The sequence below is a fragment of the Streptomyces sp. NPDC088147 genome (assembly GCF_044741565.1).
Classification (GTDB): Bacteria; Actinomycetota; Actinomycetes; order Streptomycetales; family Streptomycetaceae; genus Streptomyces.
Window position 1 is genome coordinate 437,551 of record NZ_JBIUSY010000001.1, and the last position, 18,370, is coordinate 455,920.

Consider the following 18,370-nt stretch of genomic DNA (forward strand, 5'->3'; position numbering starts at 1 on the left):
GGATCAGGGATGCGGTCGGTCAGGGATGCGGTCGGTCACGGGTGCGGTCGAGGCCGGGCGATCAGTACCGCCACGTCGTCCTGATCGTACGGATCACGCAGCGTGTCCAGAAGACGGTCGCAGGTTTCCTCCAGAGAACGGCCGGGACCGTCGAGCACACCGAGGAAGACGCCGAGGCGTTCGTCGATGGCGTCACGGCGGGTTTCGACCAAGCCGTCGGTGTAGAGGACCAGTTGGTCCCCGGGGTACAGGGGCGCGCTGGTCGTTTCGAAGGGGACCCCGCCGACCCCGAGCGGTGCGCCGGACGGCAGGTCGAGCAGTTCGGGAGGCCGGCCCGCGGGGATGAGTGCCGGAGGCAGGTGTCCGGCCCCGGCGATGCGGCATCGGTCGCTGTGCGGGTCGTACTCGACGTAGATGCAGGTGGCGAAGTACGGCTCCAGACCGGCGGTGATCTTGTCGAGGTGCCGCAGCACCTCGGAGGGCGGGAGGTCGAGGTCGGCCAGCGTGGCGGTGGCGGTGCGCAGGCGGCCCATCGCGGCGGCGGCGTCGATGCCACTGCCCATCACATCGCCCACCACGAGCGCGGTCCTGTCCCCCGCGAGAGGGATGACATCGAACCAGTCGCCGCCGACCTCGTCGGTGGCGACCGCGGGTTGGTAGCGCGTGGCGACCTCCAGGCCCTCGGGCGACGCCGGTCGCGGCAGCAGGCTGCGCTGGAGGGTCACCGCCGTGTCGCGGACGCTCTCGTACAGGCGCGCGTTGTCGAGGGACACCGCGGTCCGGCCGGCCAGCTCACCGGCCAGGATGGAGTCGTCCGCCGTGAAAGGGCGGGGATTTGGGCCGCGCATCAGGCTCAGCACTCCCCGTACCTCGCCCTGGGCGGCCAGCGGTATCGCGAGATACGAGTGGATGCCGTTTCTGGCCAGGGCGGCGGCGGCTCCGGCGTCGCGGGCGACGCGCGCCAGATCGCCTTCGTCCATATGCGCCACCATGACCGGGCGAGCGGTCCGCAGGCACTGGGTGACCAGCTGGTCGGGGTCGTAGCGGACCAGCTGGCCGGCGGCGCCGAAAGCGGGGACCCCCTCCGCGGGGCAGGCGGCCTTCATCGCGAGGGTGCGCAGGAGCACCGGGCCGCTGTCGAGTACCGCGGGGCGGCGATGGCCCAGGGTGGAGTCGAGTACGTCCACCACCGCGAGGTCGCCGATTCCGGGCACCACGACGTCGGCCAGTTCACGGGCGGTCTGTGTGAGGTCCAGGGTGGTTCCGATACGGGCGGAGCCCTCGGCGATCAGGGCCAGACGCCGGCGCGCCTCGGCCGCCGCCGTGATCGCACCGTAGCGGTCGGTGACATCCACTACCGACGTGGCCACCCCCAGAACCTGTCCGTGGGAATCCTCCAGCCGGTAGACGGAGACGGACCAGGCATGATCGTTGTCGGGGTCGGCCGCGGTGCGGCCGGTGGTGTACGTGTCGATCTGGGGGCGTCCGGACTCGACCACGTCCCTGGCCATCGCTTCGGACGCCTCGACGCTGATCGAGGGCAGGACCTCCCCGAGACTCCGTCCCAGCTGATCCTTGGCCGGCAGACCGTGGATCCGTTCCATCGCCGGATTGACGGCCACAAAGCGCAGCTCGGTGTCCAGAACCGCCAGCCCGATCGGCGACTGGGCGATCAGCTGCGTGGACAACGCGATGTCCCGCTCCACCTCACGCACCGTCGACGCGTCCGTTGCGGTACCCAGCGCGAAGAAGTCCCCCTGATCGCCCGGTAGTCGCGTCCAGCGGAATTCCACCAGCCGCCGGCAGCCGTCCGCGGTCCGGACGGGAACGGTACCGGCCCAGCCCACACCGGTCTCCAGCATCCGTTCGTACGCGCCGGCCACCAGGTCCGCGCACCGGTCGTCGACCAGCAGCCGCGCCGCGTGCCGTCCCAGCGCTTCCCGCGCGGAGTAGCCGAAGAGCTCCTCGGCGCGCGGGCCCCACAGGATGATCCGCCCGGCCGTGTCCAGCGCCACCACCGCCACACCGAGGGCGTCCAGCACCCCGCTCGGCCGCTCCGGGAAGGGGCCGGAGGAGCCGCCGGCACCGCCGGCACCGCCGGCACCGCCGGCACCGAAGGATCCCGTTTCAGCGGATCCCGTTTCAGCCATCCCGGACGCTCCTTCCACCTGCCGGTGCGGGGCGTTCCCGGCGCGCGCCCTGGAGCCGCGGCGCCGGAATGGCTCCCGTGCCTTTCCGGTGCTTCCATGGTCTCCCGAGACGGTCGACGACGCACCGTACCGGTCGGGGCCGCGTCGTCACGTTCGGTAGTCCGCCGTCGGGAGCCGCACAGCACATCAGGCCCGGTGCTGACTTCTCAGCACCGGGCCTGACCTGGTGTGTTTCATCCACCGGGGCGGTGGGCCGTCAACCCACGGCCCCTTCGAACCGGACTCGTGGTTACGCGGGGTCGATGCGGGAGATGCTGCCGCCGATGGCGAGCACGTACAGCTCGCCGTCGCCGTCCTGGACGAACGAGATCGTTTCGCCGCCGTTGACTCCGAGGTCGCTCTCGCCGGTCACCTTGCCGTTCTCTATTCGCAGAGCGCGGACGGTGCCGTCGCAGTAGTCGCTGAACAGGTACTGGCCCTTGAGGTCCGGGATCGCCTCGCCCCGGTAGACATATCCGCCGGTCACCGAGCAGCCCAGCCCGTTACGGTCGTACTCGTGGATCGGCGGCACATGGTTCGCGGGCTCCGTCCCGCCCCGGAAGGGGTGGTTGCCCTCCATCGAGGACCAGCCGTAGTTCTCGCCGCCCTTGCTGTCCGCCGGGGCCCAGTCGATCTCCTCCCAGGCGCTCTGGCCGACGTCGGCGATCAGCAGGTCGCCCGTGCCCGAGTCGAAGGAGAACCGCCACGGGTTGCGCAGCCCGTACGCCCAGATCTCGCCCTTGGCGTTCGGGTCGTTCACGAACGGGTTGTCCGACGGGATCGCGTACGGCTCGCCGCCGCTCGGGTCGATCCGCAGTATCTTGCCGAGCAGCGTGTCGAGCTTCTGCCCGTTGCCGTGCGGATCGCCGCCCGAACCGCCGTCGCCGAAGGCGATGTAGAGATAGCCGTCGGGGCCGAACCTGATGTCGCCGCCGTTGTGGTTGGGGTACGGCTGCGTCTGGGTGAGGACCGTGCGCCGGGTGTCCGGCTGGAGCCGGCCGTCCTTTACGGCGAACTCGTCCACGGTGCTGGTGCCTTCAAGACTGGTGAACGAGATGTAGAAGTGCGCGAACTCCTTGTCGAACGCGATGCCCAGCAGGCCGCGTTCGCCGTCGGTGGTGGTCTCGCCCGATATGTCGAGGACGGGCTCGCCGAGCCCCTGATCGCCCAGGACCCTTACGGTGCCCGCGCGTTCGGCTATCCAGACCGTGTCACCGGGCCCGGCGGCGCCGGCGATGGGATTCTGGGCTGTGGCCACTTTCGTGAGCGCCACTTCGGCCGCCGCCTGACGCGGGACGGCGGGCTCGTCGGCGGACGCCGTGGTTAAGGCGAGGGAAGCGACGAGGCAGATGGAGCCGATGATCGCGGAGCTTCTGGTGCGAACTTTCACCGTGACCCTCCTGGTGCGGCGAATGGGGGGAACCCGGCTGCTTTGGGCAGTTGTAGGGGCGTCGCCCGTGCCAGCACGCAACCTGGGTGGGGGGATTGTGTGCTACTGGCTACGGATGAGGATACAGGGACAGGGCGGCTTGGCCTAGACCAATAACGCGCCCCTGCACCGCTGTTCGGCTTTCCGTTCGGCTTCCCGTTCGGCTTTCGTCCCACACCCCGTTCCGTCCGCCGTGCCGTTTGCCGTTCCGATTCCTGTCCCGCTTTCCGTCCCGCCTTCTGTCCCGCCTTCTGTCGCACCCGCCGCCTCCGCGCCCCCGTGGCCACCGGGATCGCGCGCGGGCCGGGGCCCGCCGCACCGCGAGGCGGGCGGCCGGATATTGATTCGAGAGTCAGCAATTGCGCGACCTCTATTGACTCTCGAATCAGTAGCGACCTACCGTTCGGAACCAGCCAGGCGCGGCTGCCCCGCCGGCCCGCCGCGCCGTCTCCACCGAATCCCCAGTCGCCCTTGAGGAGCACGACCATGGGTCATCCGGTCACCCACACCACCAGAGGCCGCCTCGACACGGAACGCGCGCACTTCCGGATAGGCGGCGCGTGGCAGGCTCCCTCCGGCGGGCCCGGCGGCCCGTACACCGTCGTGACCGATCCCACCGGCCGCGGTGCGGTGGGCCAGGTGCCGGAGGGGACGCGGGAGGATGTGTCCCTCGCGGTGGCCGCGGCCCGCGCCGCGTTCCCCGCCTGGGCCGCGACGGACGTCGCCACCCGCCGGGCGCTGCTCTCCGCGGTCGCGGCGGGAATCCGGGAGCGCGAGGCGGACTTCGCCGAGGTGATCAGCGCGGAGATGGGCGCCCCGCTCGACAACGCCCTCCACGCGCAGACGCGTCTCGCGGCCGAGGTGTTCCGTTCCTACGCCGACATCCTGGCCGGCCATGCCTGGGAGGAACGCATCGGCTCCTCCCAGGTCGTGCAGGAACCGGTGGGCGTCGTCGCCGCCATCACACCGTGGAACTATCCCCTCTATCTCGCCGCGGCCAAGGTCGCCGCGGCACTCGCCGCGGGCTGCACGGTCGTCCTCAAACCGAGCTGCGACGCCCCGTTGAACGCCTTCCTGCTGGCCGAGGTCCTCGCCGACGCGTGCTCCGCCGTCGGCGCGCCCGGCGGGGTGTTCAACCTGATCACAGGCTCGGGCGCGGTGGTCGGCGCCGCTCTCGCCTCCCATCCCGATGTCGACGCGGTCTCGTTCACCGGGTCCACCGCGGCGGGCCGGTCCGTCGCTGCTGCCGCCGCCGGAACCGTCAAGCGAGTGGGTCTGGAGCTCGGCGGGAAGTCCGCCCGGGTGATCCTCGCCGATGAGCGGGACGGCCGGACGGTCACGGATCTGGACCGGGCCGTACGGGTGGCGCTCGCCGACGCCTTCTTCAACTCCGGGCAGACGTGTACCGCGTGCACCCGCGTACTGCTGCCCGACGCGGTGTACGACGAGGCGGTCGCGCTCGCCGCCGCGGAGGCCGGCCGCTGGCGGCTCGGCGATCCGGCCGTGGCCGGTGACCACATCGGTCCCGTCGCCACGGCCGGGCAGTACGTCAGTGTGCTGTCCCATATCGAGCGGGGGGTGGCGGAAGGCGCGCGTCTGGTCGCCGGTGGCAGCGCCCCGGAGGACCGGATTCCCGACGGTCTGGACGCGGGCCACTGGGTCCTCCCCACGGTCTTCGCCGACGTCACCGGCGACATGGCGATAGCCAGGGAAGAGATCTTCGGCCCGGTGGTGTGTCTCATGCGCTACCGGGACGAGCAGGAGGCCGTCCGGATGGCCAACGACTCGATCTACGGACTCGCGGGAGCGGTGTGGTGTGCCGATCCGGTCCGCGCGGAGCGGATCGCCCGGCGGATCCGGGCCGGGCTCGTCACCGTGAACGGCGGCGCGTTCAACGTCCTCGCCCCCACGGGGGGATACAAACAATCCGGGATCGGGCGGGAACTGGGCGTACCAGGACTCCTCGAATATATGGAAACGAAAACAATCCAATGGTGACAGAGCGACCCCGGGTGGGGTGGGATGGGTCCGGACGACGCCGGGCGCGCTGCCACCCGGATCACACCATCGCCCGGGGAGGACCGTCCCCGGCTCCCGCGCAGCCCCATGCTCCCGATGGCGTGCCTCCAGGTGAAACGCCATACCTCACATCCGAGGCCAGGACTTGCCCCGCCGTCCGGTCATTCCGCGCAGCGGCAGCTTCAGGAGAGGACTCTCATGGCCGGACCACACCACAAACCGACCCGACGACAGGTGCTGACCACAGGGGCCGCGGGCGCCGCGGGCGTGCTGCTGAGCGGCTGCGACGCCGGTCCGCCGCGCTCCCGGCCCGGCCCCGTGGCCGATGTCGTGGAATGGGCGCCGGGGCCGGGTGACCCGGCCGGCGCACGGCGCGAGGGCAGGGTGATCACGGCCTGGTCGAACGAGGCACAGTCCTACGACCCGGCGATCGGCTGGGATCTGCACAGCTGGGAGGCCATCTCGACGGTCCTGTACGCCCCGCTGTACCAGTACGCCCGGCAGAACGAAGGACCCGCCCCGCACGCCGCGGCGGCCATGCCCCGGATATCGGCGGACCGGAGGGTGTACACCGTCCCCCTGCGGCGGGACGTGCGATTCCACAACGGCCGGCCGGTCACGGCCGAGGACTACATCTACACGTGGACGCGTCTGCTGGATCCCGAACTGGCGTCCTGGGCGTCCAGCTATCTCTTCGGGATCGAGGGGGCCGAGGCCGTCAACCAGCAGAAGGCGGCGAAGGTCAGCGGACTGCGGGCGCTGGACGCGCACACACTGCGGATCCAGCTCACCGAGCCGGACGTCCTGCTGCTCGCGGTGCTGTGCATGCCCTACACCGCCGCCCTGCCCCAGGAGGAGATCCGCCGCCTCGGCCCGGACTTCGGCCGCACTCCGGTCGGCAACGGCCCCTTCCGCATCGCCCGGTACGACAGCAAGGGCCGGCGAGCGGTCTTCACCGCGTTCGACCGGTACTTCTGGCGCGGCACCCCGCTCATCGACACCCTGGAGTACCGCTGGGGCATCGACTATCCCCTTCAGACGCTCCAGCTCAGCGGGGGCAGGGTCGATGTGCTCGGTGAAGGGCTGGTGGCCAGCCAGGCCGCCAGGTTCACCGCCGACCCGTCCATGCGCGAGCGGTACGTACAGACCGTCCCGGTGCGCGGCAGCCAGTGGGTCTCGGCGAACAACAAGCGCGCGGAACTCCGTGATCCGCGTGTGCGGCAGGCCCTGAACTGGGCGGTCGACCGGGAACAGCTCATGCGGCTGTCCTTCGGCCTGTCGGATCCGTGGGGATGTCCCTTCCCCAAGCGGCTCAGCCGGTACCGGCGCACGGCGAAGCCGTACACCCACGATCCCGAGCGGGCCCGCGGCCTCCTCGAACAGGCGGGGGTGCGCCGCCTCCGCCTGGACTTCCTGCACGGCACCCAGGATCCCTGGCCGCTGCTGGGCCAGGTCCTCCAGCAGCAGCTCAAGGCGGTGGGGGTGGAGATCAGCCTGAACGCCATGAGCCAGTCCGCGTTCGAGCTGGCCACGTCGAAGGGCGAGGGCGATCTCTACGGCTCCCACCTGTACGTCACGCTGGACAGCGCCCTCGAAACCGCCTCGTCCTGCTTCACCTCGTCCGCCGCCCAGAACTACTCCGGGTACGCGAACACTCGTGTGGACGCCCTGACGGCCAGGGCCCGGAAGGCGCCCACCGCGGAGGCGGCCAACTCGCTCCTCGCGGAGGTCGAGGAGGAACTCGTCCGGGACGCCGCCGGGATCTTCATCGGGAGCATGAACTTCCTCGCCGCACGCGCACCGGAGGTCCGCAACTACCAGATGCGCGGAGAGACCGGCACGTACTACGACCGGTTGTGGGTGAAACGATGAGCACTCTTCCCGTCACCACGCGGACGGCCGCCTCCACGGCGGCGAAATCCGCCCCGGGGAACGGTCTCCCCGGACCGGCCACCGCGGGGTCCCGGTCCGCGCGGGACAAGGGGAGCCGTCTGTGGCTCGCCGGGCTCTGCCTGCTCGGTGTGCTGGGCCTGCTGGCGCTGCTGGCCCCCCTGGCCGGATCGCCGTACACGATTCACACCGACAGTCTCACCGCCAACGGTCTGCCCGCCGGGATCGGCGCGGACGGCCACCCGCTCGGGACCGACGCCATCGGCCGTGACCTGCTCGCCCGTTCGCTCCACGGACTGCGGGCCACGCTGGTCATCGCGCTCGTCGCCAACATCACCTCCGTCGGACTGGGCGCGGTGGTGGGGCTCGTCGCCGGTTTCTACCAGGGCTGGATCGAGCAGTGCCTGATGCGTCTGGTCGATGTGTTCCTGTCCATCCCCACCGTGCTGTCGGGTCTCGCGCTCGCGAGCATCGTGGGCCGTGGCACCACCGGCATCATCATCGTCGTCACAGCCCTGTACTGGGCCTGGACCGCGCGGCTGGTACACGGTGAGACGCTGCGGCTGCGCAACCGCGGATACGTCGAGGCGGCCCTCGCGCACGGTGTGCGCCGCCACACCGCACTGCGCCGCCATGTGCTGCCCCATCTGTCCACGGTCCTGCTCAACGTCGCGGCGCTCAACGGCGCGGCCGTCGTGGTGGTCGGCGCCGGCCTGTCGTACCTCGGGGCGGGGATCCAGCCGCCCACCCCGGAGATCGGCAACATGCTCGCGGACGGGTCCGACAGCATGACCTACGCCCCGCACACCCTGTTCATTCCCCTCGCCCTCGTCATCGCGACCGTCCTGGCCTTCGTTCTGATCGCCGAAGGGCTGAACCGCCGCAACCCACTCTCGGAGCGACGCTCATGGCTCGACGCATAGGCATACGCATCCTGCTGGGCCTGTTCACCGTCACCGCGGTGGTCCTGCTCACCTTCGTCCTTCAGTACGTGGTCCCCGGCGACCCGGCCCGCAGCATCGCGGGTCCCAAGGCCAGTCCCGAGGTCCTCTCCGAGATCCGCGGGAGGCTCCGGCTGGACGACCCCCTCTGGTCGCAGCTCGGCCACTATCTGGGCTCCGTGGCCACCGGAGACCTGGGCACCTCCTACTCCCACGACCGTCCCGTCCTCTCGCTGATCCTCGAACGGCTTCCCGCCACCGCCGTCCTCGCGGCAGCCGCCCTCACGGTGGAGCTGGTCCTCGGCGGTCTGTGGGGACTGTGGGAGGCGCTGCGGCCCAGGCGCAGCTGGCTGCTGGCCACCATCAACGTGGGCCTGCTGTCGATGCCCGTGTTCTCGCTCGGCTTCCTGCTGCTGCTCTTCTTCGGATACAAGCTGCCGGTCTTCCCGATCGACGGCGGAACCGGTCCGGCACAGATCGTGCTGCCGGCGATGACGCTCGGGATCCTCGGCGCCCCCTATTACGCGAACGTCGTCCGGGACAGTGTGCGCGAGGCGCTCTCCTCGGCCTATGTGCGGACGGCGGTCGCCAAGGGCCTGAGCCGCCGCCGGATCGTGACCCGGCATGTGCTGCGCAATACGGCGTCCCCGGTGACGACCCTGCTCGGCATGGACGTGGCGGTGTTCCTCTCCGGCGTCGTCTTCGTCGAGACGATCTTCGGGTGGCCGGGCATCGGCCAGATGCAGACATCGGCGTTCGCCGCGCTCGACCGTCCGCTGCTCACCGGCACGGTGATCGTCGCCGCGTCCCTCGTCGTGACGGCGAACCTGCTGGTGGACCTGGTCAGGACCGCCATCGACCCCCGTGCCGCATCGGAGACACCATGACCCCCACCCCGGAGACACCCACCGCGCGCCGCCTCGGCAGTGACGTCGCGATCGACGGTCTCGGCGTCGCCTACGGCGACTTTCCCGCCCTGCGGGACGTCACGCTCCACGTACCGGCCGGCACCACCACGGCCCTCGTCGGCGAGTCCGGTTCCGGCAAGTCCACGCTCGCCCTGGCCGCGGGCCGGATTCTCCCGGCGGGCGCGCGGATCACCACCGGGTCGGTGCGGGTCGGGGACGTGGAACTGACCGCACTCGACGGCAAGGCCCTGCGCGAGGCGCGGGGCCGCACCGCGGCCTACCTCGCGCAGGACGCCTCCGCGGCCCTCAACCCCGTGATCCGCGTGGGGAAACAGATCGCGGAGGTCCACCGCGTCCGCAACGGGGCGGGCAGGCCGGAGGCCGACCGGCTGGCTCGTGAGGCCCTCGCCGATGTCGGCATCCCGGACCCCGATCGCGTCGCCCGGCTCTACCCCCACGCGCTCTCCGGCGGCATGCGGCAGCGCGTGATCATCGCGATGGCGCTCGCCTTCCATCCCCAGCTGCTCATCGCCGACGAGCCGACCACCGCGCTGGACGTGACCGTGCAGGCCGAGATCCTCGGACTGATCAGCCGGCTCCAGCAGGAGTACGGACTCACCGTCGTCTGGATCACCCACGACATGTCGGTCGTCGCGGAGATCGCCGACCATGTCGCGGTGCTCTACGGCGGCCGGCTGGTCGAGCACACCGATGTGCTCACCCTCTTCGAGGGCGCCGAGCACCCGTACACCCAGGCCCTGCTCAAGTGCTTCCGGAGCGGTCGCGGCGCCGGGCCCAAGGAGCCCTTCACCACGATCTCCGGGAGCCCGCCCATCGGTGGTCCCCCCGCGGGCTGCCCCTTCCACACCAGGTGTCCGCACGCGGATGTCCGCTGCGGCACCGATCTCCCCGAGCCCCTGCGGCTGTCGGCGGACCACGTCGCGGCCTGCCACCGTCTGGAGGACGTCCGATGAACACGGCAGAACGTCCGGTGAACGAGGCCGGGCATGCCGAGCACGCCACCGGCGACGCGACGCCGCTGCTGGAGGCGACCGGCATCACCAAACGCTACGGCCGTTACACCGCGCTCGACGCGGTGGACCTGCGTATCGAGGCGGGCCGCACGGTGAGCATCGTGGGCGAGTCCGGCTCGGGCAAGTCCACTCTCGCGCGTGTCCTCGTGGGGCTGGAGCGCGCCGACAGCGGCACCGTGCGCTTCCGCGGCGAGACGGTCCGGGGCCGTCGCGCCAGGCAGGCGTTCCACCGCAGTGTCGGCATGGTCTTCCAGGACCCCTACGAGTCGCTCGATCCACGGCTGACGATCGGCGAGGCCGTCGCGGAGCCGCTGCGCGCCCACCGGCTGCACCGGCACGACGAACGGGGCCGCGTCCGCGAACTGCTCGACGCCGTCGGTATGGAGGGCGTCGAACCCGATGCCTACCCGCACCGGTTCTCCGGAGGCCAGCGACAACGCGTCTGCATCGCACGGGCCCTGGCCACCGACCCCGACCTGGTCATCTGTGACGAGCCCACGTCGGCGCTCGACGTCTCCGTCCAGGCACAGATCCTCAATCTGCTTCTGGACCTCCAACGGCGGCGCGGACTGGCCTACTTGTTCATCACCCACGATCTGGACGTCGTCCGCCGGATCAGCGACGAGGTCGATGTGCTGCTGCGTGGCACGGTCGTGGAGCGCGGCGGCGCGGACCAGGTCACCCACCGTCCCCGGCACGCGTACACGCGGCGGCTGCTCGGCGCGGTCCCCGCCGTCTCGCCCCGGGAACGGCGCATCGGCGCCAAGCCGGCGCCCGGCTCCCCGGCCGCACCGGAGGGCGCGGAGCAGGCGCCCGTATGACCCTGGATGTCCAGGAGACACGAAAGGAACGGAATATTACCGTCATGGCTGCACACGCGGAATTCACCAGGGACGTCTACGACGTCGTCATTGTCGGTGGTGGGCACAACGGGCTGGTCGCCGCCGCCTATCTCGCCCGGGAAGGACGCTCCGTACTCGTCCTCGAACGTCTCGACGTCACGGGCGGCGCCGCCGTCTCGACCCGGGCCTTCGCCGGCGTGGACGCGCGCCTGTCCCGCTATTCGTACCTCGTCTCCCTGCTGCCGTCGAAGGTCGTCGACGACCTCGGCCTGAGTTTCGCCGTACGGAAGCGCACGGTGGCGTCCTACACGCCCACGGTGCGCGACGGCCGTGCCACCGGGCTGTTCATCGGTGGCGGTGAGGAGCGCACCCGCGCGTCCTTCCGCGCTCTCACGGGATCCGATGCCGAGTACGCGGCGTGGCAGGACTTCTACGCCACGACCGAGCGCGTCGCCCGGAGCGTCTTCCCCACGCTCACCGAGCCGTTGCCCAGCCGCGAGGCGCTTCGCGCGCGGATCGGCGACGACACCGCCTGGCACATGCTCTTCGAGCAGCCGCTGGGCGTCGCGATCGAGGAGAAGTTCAAGGACGACCTGGTGCGCGGCGTCGTTCTCACCGACGGCATCATCGGCACCTTCAGCGACGCGCACGACGCCTCCCTGGCCCAGAACATCTGCTTCCTGTACCACGTGATCGGCGGGGGCACGGGAGACTGGGACGTTCCGGTCGGCGGCATGGGCGCCTTCACCGACGCGCTGGCCCGTGCGGCCCGCGCGGCCGGGACCGAGATCGTCACCGGTCACGAAGTGCTCCGCATCGACCCGGACGATCCCCACTCGGTCGTCACCTACCGCACCCGGGAGGGAGAGGGCACCGTCGCGGCCCGCAAGGTCCTGGTGAACGCCTCCCCCGAGGCCCTCGCCCAGCTCGTCGGCGACGAGGCCCCGGCCGAGCGGGCCGAGGGCGCCCAGCTCAAGGTCAACATGCTGCTGCGCCGGCTGCCTCGGCTGCGCGACACCTCCGTCGACCCGCGCGAGGCGTTCTCCGGTACGTTCCACATCGCGGAGGGCTACGGACAACTGGCCACGGCCTACCGGGAGGCCGCCGGAGGCTCGCTGCCGTCGTCACCTCCCTCGGAGATCTACTGCCATTCGCTCACCGACCCCACCATCCTCGCCCCCGAGCTGGTCGCCCGCGGCTATCAGACACTGACGATGTTCGGAGTCCACGCACCGGCGCGGCTGTTCGCCGAGGACAACGCGGCGAAGCGGGAGGCGCTGCTCAAGACGGCTCTCGCCGAACTCGACGCGGTGCTGGACGAGCCGATCGCCGACTGTCTGGCGCTGGACGGGGACGGCAGGCCGTGCGTCGAGGCGAAGACCCCCCTCGACCTGGAGGAGGAGCTGCGGTTGCCACGGGGAAACATCTTCCACCGGTCGCTGGCGTTCCCGTTCGCCGACGAGGAGAGGGGTACCGGCCGCTGGGGAGTCGAGACCTCGCACAAGAACGTGCTGCTCTGCGGCGCCGGCGCGGTGCGCGGCGGCGGTGTGAGCGGTATCCCCGGTCACAACGCGGCCATGGCCGTGCTGGAGCAGTGAGTTCGTACCGTCGCGCGGAGGCCGGGACGTTCCCGGCCTCCGCGTTCAACTCGTCGAGGAGGACTGATGGCCCTCGCGTTGCGTTGCGCGCGCCTGATGGATGTCGAGGCCGGTGAGGTACTGACCGACCGGACCGTGCTGGTGGAAGGGGAACGGATCCGGGCGGTGCTGCCCGGCGCGGCGCCGGTTCCCGGCGGTGTCGAGGTCATCGATCTGGGCGAGGCCACGCTCAGCCCCGGCCTGATCGACCTGCACACCCATCTGGTCGGTATCGCCGCCTGCGGGGACCCGGTACAGGAGATCAAGCAGAGTGCCGCGCGGCAGGCGTTCGAATCGATCAACCACGCGCGCGACACCCTGCTCGCCGGCTTCACCACGGTCCGGGACGTGGGCGTCTTCCGTGCGTTCGTCGACACGGCCCTGCGGGACGCGATCAACAGCGGCATCGTCATCGGGCCCCGGATGGCCGTCGCCGGGGCCTATGTGACGGTCTCCACCGGGGGCGGGATGATCACCGGTCTGGCCCACGACATCGAACTGCCCAGGGAGTTCCGCTTCGGTTCCGTGCGGGACGTGGACGACGTACGCGAACGTGTCCGGCAGATCCTGCACGGCGGCGCCGACCTGATCAAGCTGATCGGCACCGGCGCGGTCATGGCGACGGGCACCGTCCCCGGCGCACCGGAACTCACCGAGGCGCAGATCCGCGCCGCGGTGGAGGAGGCGGCTCTCTACGGGGCGTACGTCGCGGTGCACGCCCACGGCAGCGAGGGCATCAGGAGGGCGGCCCGCGCCGGCGTGCGTTCCATCGAGCACGGCTGCTATCTCGACGACGAGGGCATCGAGCTCATGCTGGAGCACGGCACCTATCTCTCCGCCGACCTCTGGTGGAGCGACTGGCTCGCCGAGCACGCGGACGCCGCGGGGTTCGACGCCGAGTCACAGGCCAAGAACGACCACGCCACCGAAGCACAGCGCCAGGCGTTCACGAAGGCCGTGCGGGCCGGTGTGAAGATCGGCTTCGGTACGGACGCCGGCGGGTTCCCGCACGGCATGCAGGCCCGTCAGCTCACGACCCTGTGCGCGTACGGCATGACGCCGGCGCAGGCGCTGCGTACGGCCACGCTCACCAGCGCCGAGTGCATGGGCTGGGAGGACAGGGTCGGTTCGATCACACCGGGCAAGTACGCCGATCTCATCGCCGTCCCGGGCACGTCCGGCGATCTGTCGGCGTTCACGGACGTGCGTTTCGTCATGAAGGGCGGACAGATCGTCAAGAACGTTCTGGCGGCGCGGGGTTGACGGCGAGCGGATCCGCGAGTGGTGGCGCGACCGGGCGGTCGACGGCGATGACGAGGTACATCGCCAGCAGGATCAGCAGTCCGCCGACGATCGTCCGGTCCGACAGGGAAGCCCCCACGAGCAGGCTGAAGAGGGCCACGAACAGTGGTTCGCAGGCCATGACGACCGCGGCGCTCGCGGCGGTGAGCCGGGACTGTGCCCAGGTCTGCACCACGTACATGCCGAGTGTCGCCAGCAGGGTCGAGTAGGCGAGCCAGCCCCAGCCGGCCGGGGTGTCCGGCAGGTCGATCCCGCTCGGTACCGCCCAGATCGAGGCGATCACGCCGGTGCCGAGGATCTGGAGTGTGGCCAGCCCGTAGACCTTGTCGGCCGACGAGTACGCCGACAGGAGTGCCATCTGCACCGAGTACGACAGCGCGCCCGCCAGGGTCAGCCAGGTGCCGAAGCTGAAGGAGACCCCGTTGAAGGCGATGACGCCCAGGCCCGCCGTCGCCGCGATCACACCGCCCCAGACGCCCCGCGTCACCTTCGTCTTGAAGAGGATCCGCGCCACCAGCGGCGTCAGGATCACGAACAGCGAGGTGAGGAAGCCGGATTGGGAGGCGGGGAGGTAGTGCTGCCCCTGGACCTGGAGGAGCGTCCCGGATCCGAGGAAGCAGGCGAGGCCCAGTCCGGCGAGCGTGTGCCGGCGGCCGAGCGCCAGGACCGCGCGGGGCCGGACCGCCACCATGATCAGTCCGGCGAGGAGGAAACGGACGGCGACCAGACTGGCCGTGCCCATTTCCGGGAGGAGCCAGACCGTCGCCAGATAGCTCCAGCCCCAGACCGCGGTGGCACATGTCAGCGCCAGGAAGGCGATGCGGCGGCCCGGGTCCCTCCGGCCGGGGACGTTTCCCGTCTGACGCGTCGACACCACTGAGTCCCCCTCGCGGTACGCGGCGGTCGGTTGGGCCACGACGGGCGTTCGCCCATCACAGCGTATTGATCGAGCGTATTTACTGACTGATTCGTCAGTCAATAGCTGGGTTCGTGACGATGCCCACCGGCCTCGGCGTACGGCCGAGGCCATGTCTCGGGAGGTTCAGGAGATGTCGGCGGCCGGCTGCCCGGCGGTACGGCGCGGACCGAGGACCGCGGGATCGATCCCGAGCTGCCCGGCCACATGCTCACGCACCCACTGCGCGGCCTCCGCCTTCTCCAGGGCTCCGCGCCGGGCGACGAGCTGCACGGCGAGACCGTCGAGGAAGACCGTGATGCGCCACGCCACCACCCGCGCGTCGGCGCACCGGAACTCCCCGTTGTCCATTCCCTCCTGGACCAGCGCGGTGATGCGGGACTTCCACTCCTCGTCCATCTCGCGCATCACGTCGTGGAGACCCTTGTCCCGCATGCCCGCCGACCAGCCGTCGATCCACAGCCGCCAGCCGGGCGCCTGTCCCGTCGGCGCGTACAGCCGGATCAGCGCTTTCATCCGGGCCACCACGGACCCGGACCGGGCGACCGTCGTCCGCAGGGCCTCCATCTCGCGCCGCGCCGCGTAGGCGAAGGCTTCCTCCACGAGCAGTTCCTTGGTCGCGAAGTGGTAGTGGACCAGCCCACTGCTCACCTTCAGCGCCCCGGCGACATCGGCGACCCGCGTGGTCGCGATGCCCCGCTGCTTGATCTGCTCCACTGTCGCTTCGAGGATTTCCTCACGCCTCAGGACAACCTTTTTGCGTGCCACGGAGGACACCCTACCCGGGCGTCCTGACTCGCGTGTCAGGACGCCCGGCCGGCCCCCAGGGGACGATCGGCGGGCGCCGGTCAGCGGGAACCCTCGGCGCCGAGGACGTGGGCGGCGAGCCGGAACCGCTCGGGCGGTCCTCCGGCCCCGGTCGCCAGGTCCGTCGTGAGTTCGCCGATGAGCGGCGCGAACTTCGCCCCGTGCCCCGAGCAGGGCGAGCAGACGACGAACGGTCCGACGCGGTCGAGCAGGAAGTCCTCGCTCGGCGTGAAGGTGAACAGGCAGCTGCTCTCGGAGCGCGGCGTCGGATCCAGACCGGGCAGCCACCGCTTCACGTACTCGGTGACCCGGGCCCGCGAGCGCGGAGTGATCACGCCGTCCCTGCCGGTGGCGGTCGTCCTCCGGCCGCTGTAGTGCTCGCCGATCTTGCGGTCGTCGTCCGGCCCGCCGTCACGGCCGCCCGCCAGGTGGTAGATCCCGTCCCCCCGCTCGTGGAGGACGCTGGGCCACGCGGGGGCCGCCGGATCCAGCCGCGGGAAATGGAAGGTGTCCTGCTGGGTGACCGTCAGCGGGGGCAGGGCGAGGTGCGCGCCGAGCAGCCCCGCCGTCCACGCCCCGGCGGCGACGACGACCCGCTCGGCCCGCAGGGTGTCGCCGTCGGCCAGCAGGACGCGGACCCCGTCCGTCGTCGCGTCGAGCGAGCGGACCGCCGCGCCGTACCGGACGGTCGCGCCCCTGTGGACGGCGCGGTCCAGGAACGCGGTCACCGCCGAAGCGGCGTCGACGGTCCCGCCCTGCGTGTGATGGACGACCGGGCCCTCGAAGCGCATGCCCGGCCAGCGGCGTTCCGCCTCCCGCGCGTCCAGCACCTCGTGGTCCACACCCGCGGCGGCGAGCCGCGCGGCGACCGCACCGGCGTACTGGTCCGTTCCGAAGTCCAGGCTGCCGAGCATCCGCAGCAACGACACACCCGCGTCGGACTCCAGCTCCCGCCAGAGTTCGAACGACCTTCCGGTCAGCTCGGTGTACAGCGCGTCCTCGTAACCGCGCCGGACGATACGCGCGCTGCCGTGCGAACTGCCCTGATGGTGCCCGGGATCGAACTGCTCCAGCAGGAGCACCGACAGGCCGCGGCGCGAGGCCGCCCAGGCGGTGGCGGCGCCCATCAGCCCGCCACCGATCACGATGAGTTCAGCACGGGTCGTCATGGCCGCCTCCGGTGGGGTGTGTTCCGGCGGGCCCGGCGTGCCGGCCGAACCGGGCCTCGATGTGAGCGATCTTGCGGTCCACGACCCCGAGCGCCGCTTCACGCGGCGTGACACCGTGCTTCCCGGCGTCCGAGAGCATGTCGGCGGTGAGGCGGCTCATGGCTTCCCTGACCTTGGCGTGGGCCTGGGCCGGGTCGGCGCCGATATCACCGAAGAGCGTCCACCACCACCACGCGTTCGTCGCCGAGTTGGCCACGAAGTCGGGCAGGACGAGGGTGCCGCGCGCGTGCAGCGCGGCTTCCGCCTCGGGGAGCGTGGGCATGTTGGCGGCCTCGGCGATGACGCGGGCCTTGATCCGTGCCTGGCCGGACGCGTCGATGCAGTAGGAGACCGCCGCCGGGACGAGGATCTCGCAGTCGATGTCGAGCCACGCGTCACCGGCGGCCAGGCTGTCCCCGGGGCTCAGCTGCGCGCGGTCGATTCCGCCCAGGGCGTCGCGGGTGAGGAGCAGCCGCTCGACGTCGAGTCCCTCGGGGTTGACGATCACGCCCCGGGCGTCGGCCAGACCCACCACCGTGACGCCCGCGCGCGCGAGGTAGCGGGCGGTCGCGCCGCCCATGGATCCGAATCCCTGGACGACGGCCCGCGCCGATGGGCGGGCGATACCGAGGTGGTCGAGGGCGGTGAGGGCCGATTCGGCGACACCGAGACCGCCGACGAGTTCGGGGAGCGGGATGCCGTCGACATCGACGGCGAACGCGTCCGCCAGTCGTCGGCGCGCCTCCGCGGCATCGTCCAGCAGGGGGTAGATGGCCTCGATGGAACTGTCCAGGCCCAGTTCGGTGAGGACGTCGTCGATGGTGTCCTGGCGCAGCCCCAGGTCCTCGCCGGTGGTCCAGTGGTGTTTCAGGACGGACCGTACGGCGTCGAGGAAGCGGCCGAGGACGGCACGGGCCTCCGGATCGTGCGGACTGCAATCGATGCCGCCCTTCGCGCCACCGAGCGGGATGTACCGGCTGACCGGGTCGTAGTGGAGCGCTTCCTTGCGGGTCATTCCGGCCGCCAGGCCACGCACCTCGTCGAGTGTGCACCCCTCGCGCATGCGGAGTCCTCCGCTGGCGACGCCTCTGACCAGCCGGTCGATGACGACGAATCCCTGCCGTCCGGTGACCGGGTCGGTCCAGATCATCTGAAGGTGCGGCGGTGCGGCGACGGTGGTGGTCGTGCGGGGAGTGCTGAGCGGGCTGGCTGTCATGGCTTCCGTCCGGTGCGGGCACTCGTCGCAGA

Annotated in this window: 14 protein-coding genes; 8 read left to right on the forward strand and 6 right to left on the reverse strand. The window is 71.0% G+C overall.

The annotated features are described in order from the left end of the window. Positions 1-35 precede the first annotated feature (35 nt). Positions 36-2,150: a SpoIIE family protein phosphatase gene (locus ACIOGX_RS01685; RefSeq protein WP_356517403.1), complete on the reverse strand. Its 2,115-nt coding sequence runs from the start codon at positions 2,148-2,150 to the stop codon at positions 36-38. Positions 2,151-2,439: 289 nt separating this feature from the next. Further along, the gene (locus ACIOGX_RS01690) at positions 2,440-3,579 is read right to left on the reverse strand and encodes a PQQ-dependent sugar dehydrogenase (RefSeq protein WP_356517405.1); all 1,140 of its coding nucleotides are present in this window, start codon (positions 3,577-3,579) and stop codon (positions 2,440-2,442) included. Between the two features lie 525 nt (positions 3,580-4,104). Here ACIOGX_RS01690 and ACIOGX_RS01695 point away from each other — a divergent pair. From ACIOGX_RS01695 to ACIOGX_RS01730, 8 genes are all read left to right on the forward strand, one after another. Continuing rightward, positions 4,105-5,616, forward strand: coding sequence for an aldehyde dehydrogenase family protein (locus ACIOGX_RS01695; protein ID WP_356517407.1), 1,512 nt, complete (start codon positions 4,105-4,107; stop codon positions 5,614-5,616). A 219-nt stretch (positions 5,617-5,835) separates the two neighbouring features. Next, positions 5,836-7,509, forward strand: a complete 1,674-nt coding sequence (locus tag ACIOGX_RS01700; protein WP_401909315.1) for an ABC transporter substrate-binding protein — start codon at positions 5,836-5,838, stop codon at positions 7,507-7,509. Continuing rightward, positions 7,506-8,450 carry an ABC transporter permease gene (locus ACIOGX_RS01705; protein WP_401909318.1) on the forward strand — a complete coding sequence of 315 codons (945 nt, stop codon included), beginning with the start codon at positions 7,506-7,508 and terminating at the stop codon, positions 8,448-8,450. Before ACIOGX_RS01700 ends, ACIOGX_RS01705 begins: the two co-directional genes overlap by 4 nt. Beyond that, positions 8,435-9,355, forward strand: a complete 921-nt coding sequence (locus ACIOGX_RS01710) for an ABC transporter permease (protein WP_401909321.1) — start codon at positions 8,435-8,437, stop codon at positions 9,353-9,355. The genes ACIOGX_RS01705 and ACIOGX_RS01710 overlap by 16 nt, the downstream gene beginning before the upstream one ends. Continuing rightward, positions 9,352-10,350 (forward strand): ABC transporter ATP-binding protein, encoded by a 999-nt coding sequence (locus ACIOGX_RS01715; protein ID WP_401909324.1) that lies wholly within the window; start codon positions 9,352-9,354, stop codon positions 10,348-10,350. Before ACIOGX_RS01710 ends, ACIOGX_RS01715 begins: the two co-directional genes overlap by 4 nt. Continuing rightward, entirely contained in the window at positions 10,347-11,231 is an 885-nt protein-coding gene (locus ACIOGX_RS01720) for an ABC transporter ATP-binding protein (protein WP_356517417.1), read from the forward strand. Before ACIOGX_RS01715 ends, ACIOGX_RS01720 begins: the two co-directional genes overlap by 4 nt. 44 nt (positions 11,232-11,275) lie before the next feature. Further along, positions 11,276-12,850 (forward strand): phytoene desaturase family protein, encoded by a 1,575-nt coding sequence (locus ACIOGX_RS01725; protein ID WP_401909328.1) that lies wholly within the window; start codon positions 11,276-11,278, stop codon positions 12,848-12,850. 66 nt (positions 12,851-12,916) lie between these two features. Then, positions 12,917-14,152, forward strand: a complete 1,236-nt coding sequence (locus tag ACIOGX_RS01730; RefSeq protein ID WP_401909331.1) for an amidohydrolase family protein — start codon at positions 12,917-12,919, stop codon at positions 14,150-14,152. Here the strand turns inward: ACIOGX_RS01730 and ACIOGX_RS01735 are convergent. From ACIOGX_RS01735 to ACIOGX_RS01750, 4 genes are all read right to left on the reverse strand, one after another. Continuing rightward, positions 14,124-15,068, reverse strand: a complete 945-nt coding sequence (locus tag ACIOGX_RS01735) for a DMT family transporter (RefSeq protein WP_401909333.1) — start codon at positions 15,066-15,068, stop codon at positions 14,124-14,126. The genes ACIOGX_RS01730 and ACIOGX_RS01735 overlap by 29 nt on opposite strands. Positions 15,069-15,233: 165 nt before the next feature. Continuing rightward, positions 15,234-15,875: a TetR/AcrR family transcriptional regulator gene (locus ACIOGX_RS01740; RefSeq protein ID WP_356517425.1), complete on the reverse strand. Its 642-nt coding sequence runs from the start codon at positions 15,873-15,875 to the stop codon at positions 15,234-15,236. An 80-nt stretch (positions 15,876-15,955) separates the two neighbouring features. Beyond that, entirely contained in the window at positions 15,956-17,083 is a 1,128-nt protein-coding gene (locus ACIOGX_RS01745; protein ID WP_401909336.1) for an FAD-dependent oxidoreductase, read from the reverse strand. Further along, complete coding sequence (locus ACIOGX_RS01750; RefSeq protein ID WP_401909339.1) at positions 17,067-18,338, reverse strand: Glu/Leu/Phe/Val dehydrogenase dimerization domain-containing protein; 1,272 nt, start codon at positions 18,336-18,338, stop codon at positions 17,067-17,069. Before ACIOGX_RS01750 ends, ACIOGX_RS01745 begins: the two co-directional genes overlap by 17 nt. Positions 18,339-18,370: the final 32 nt, after the last annotated feature.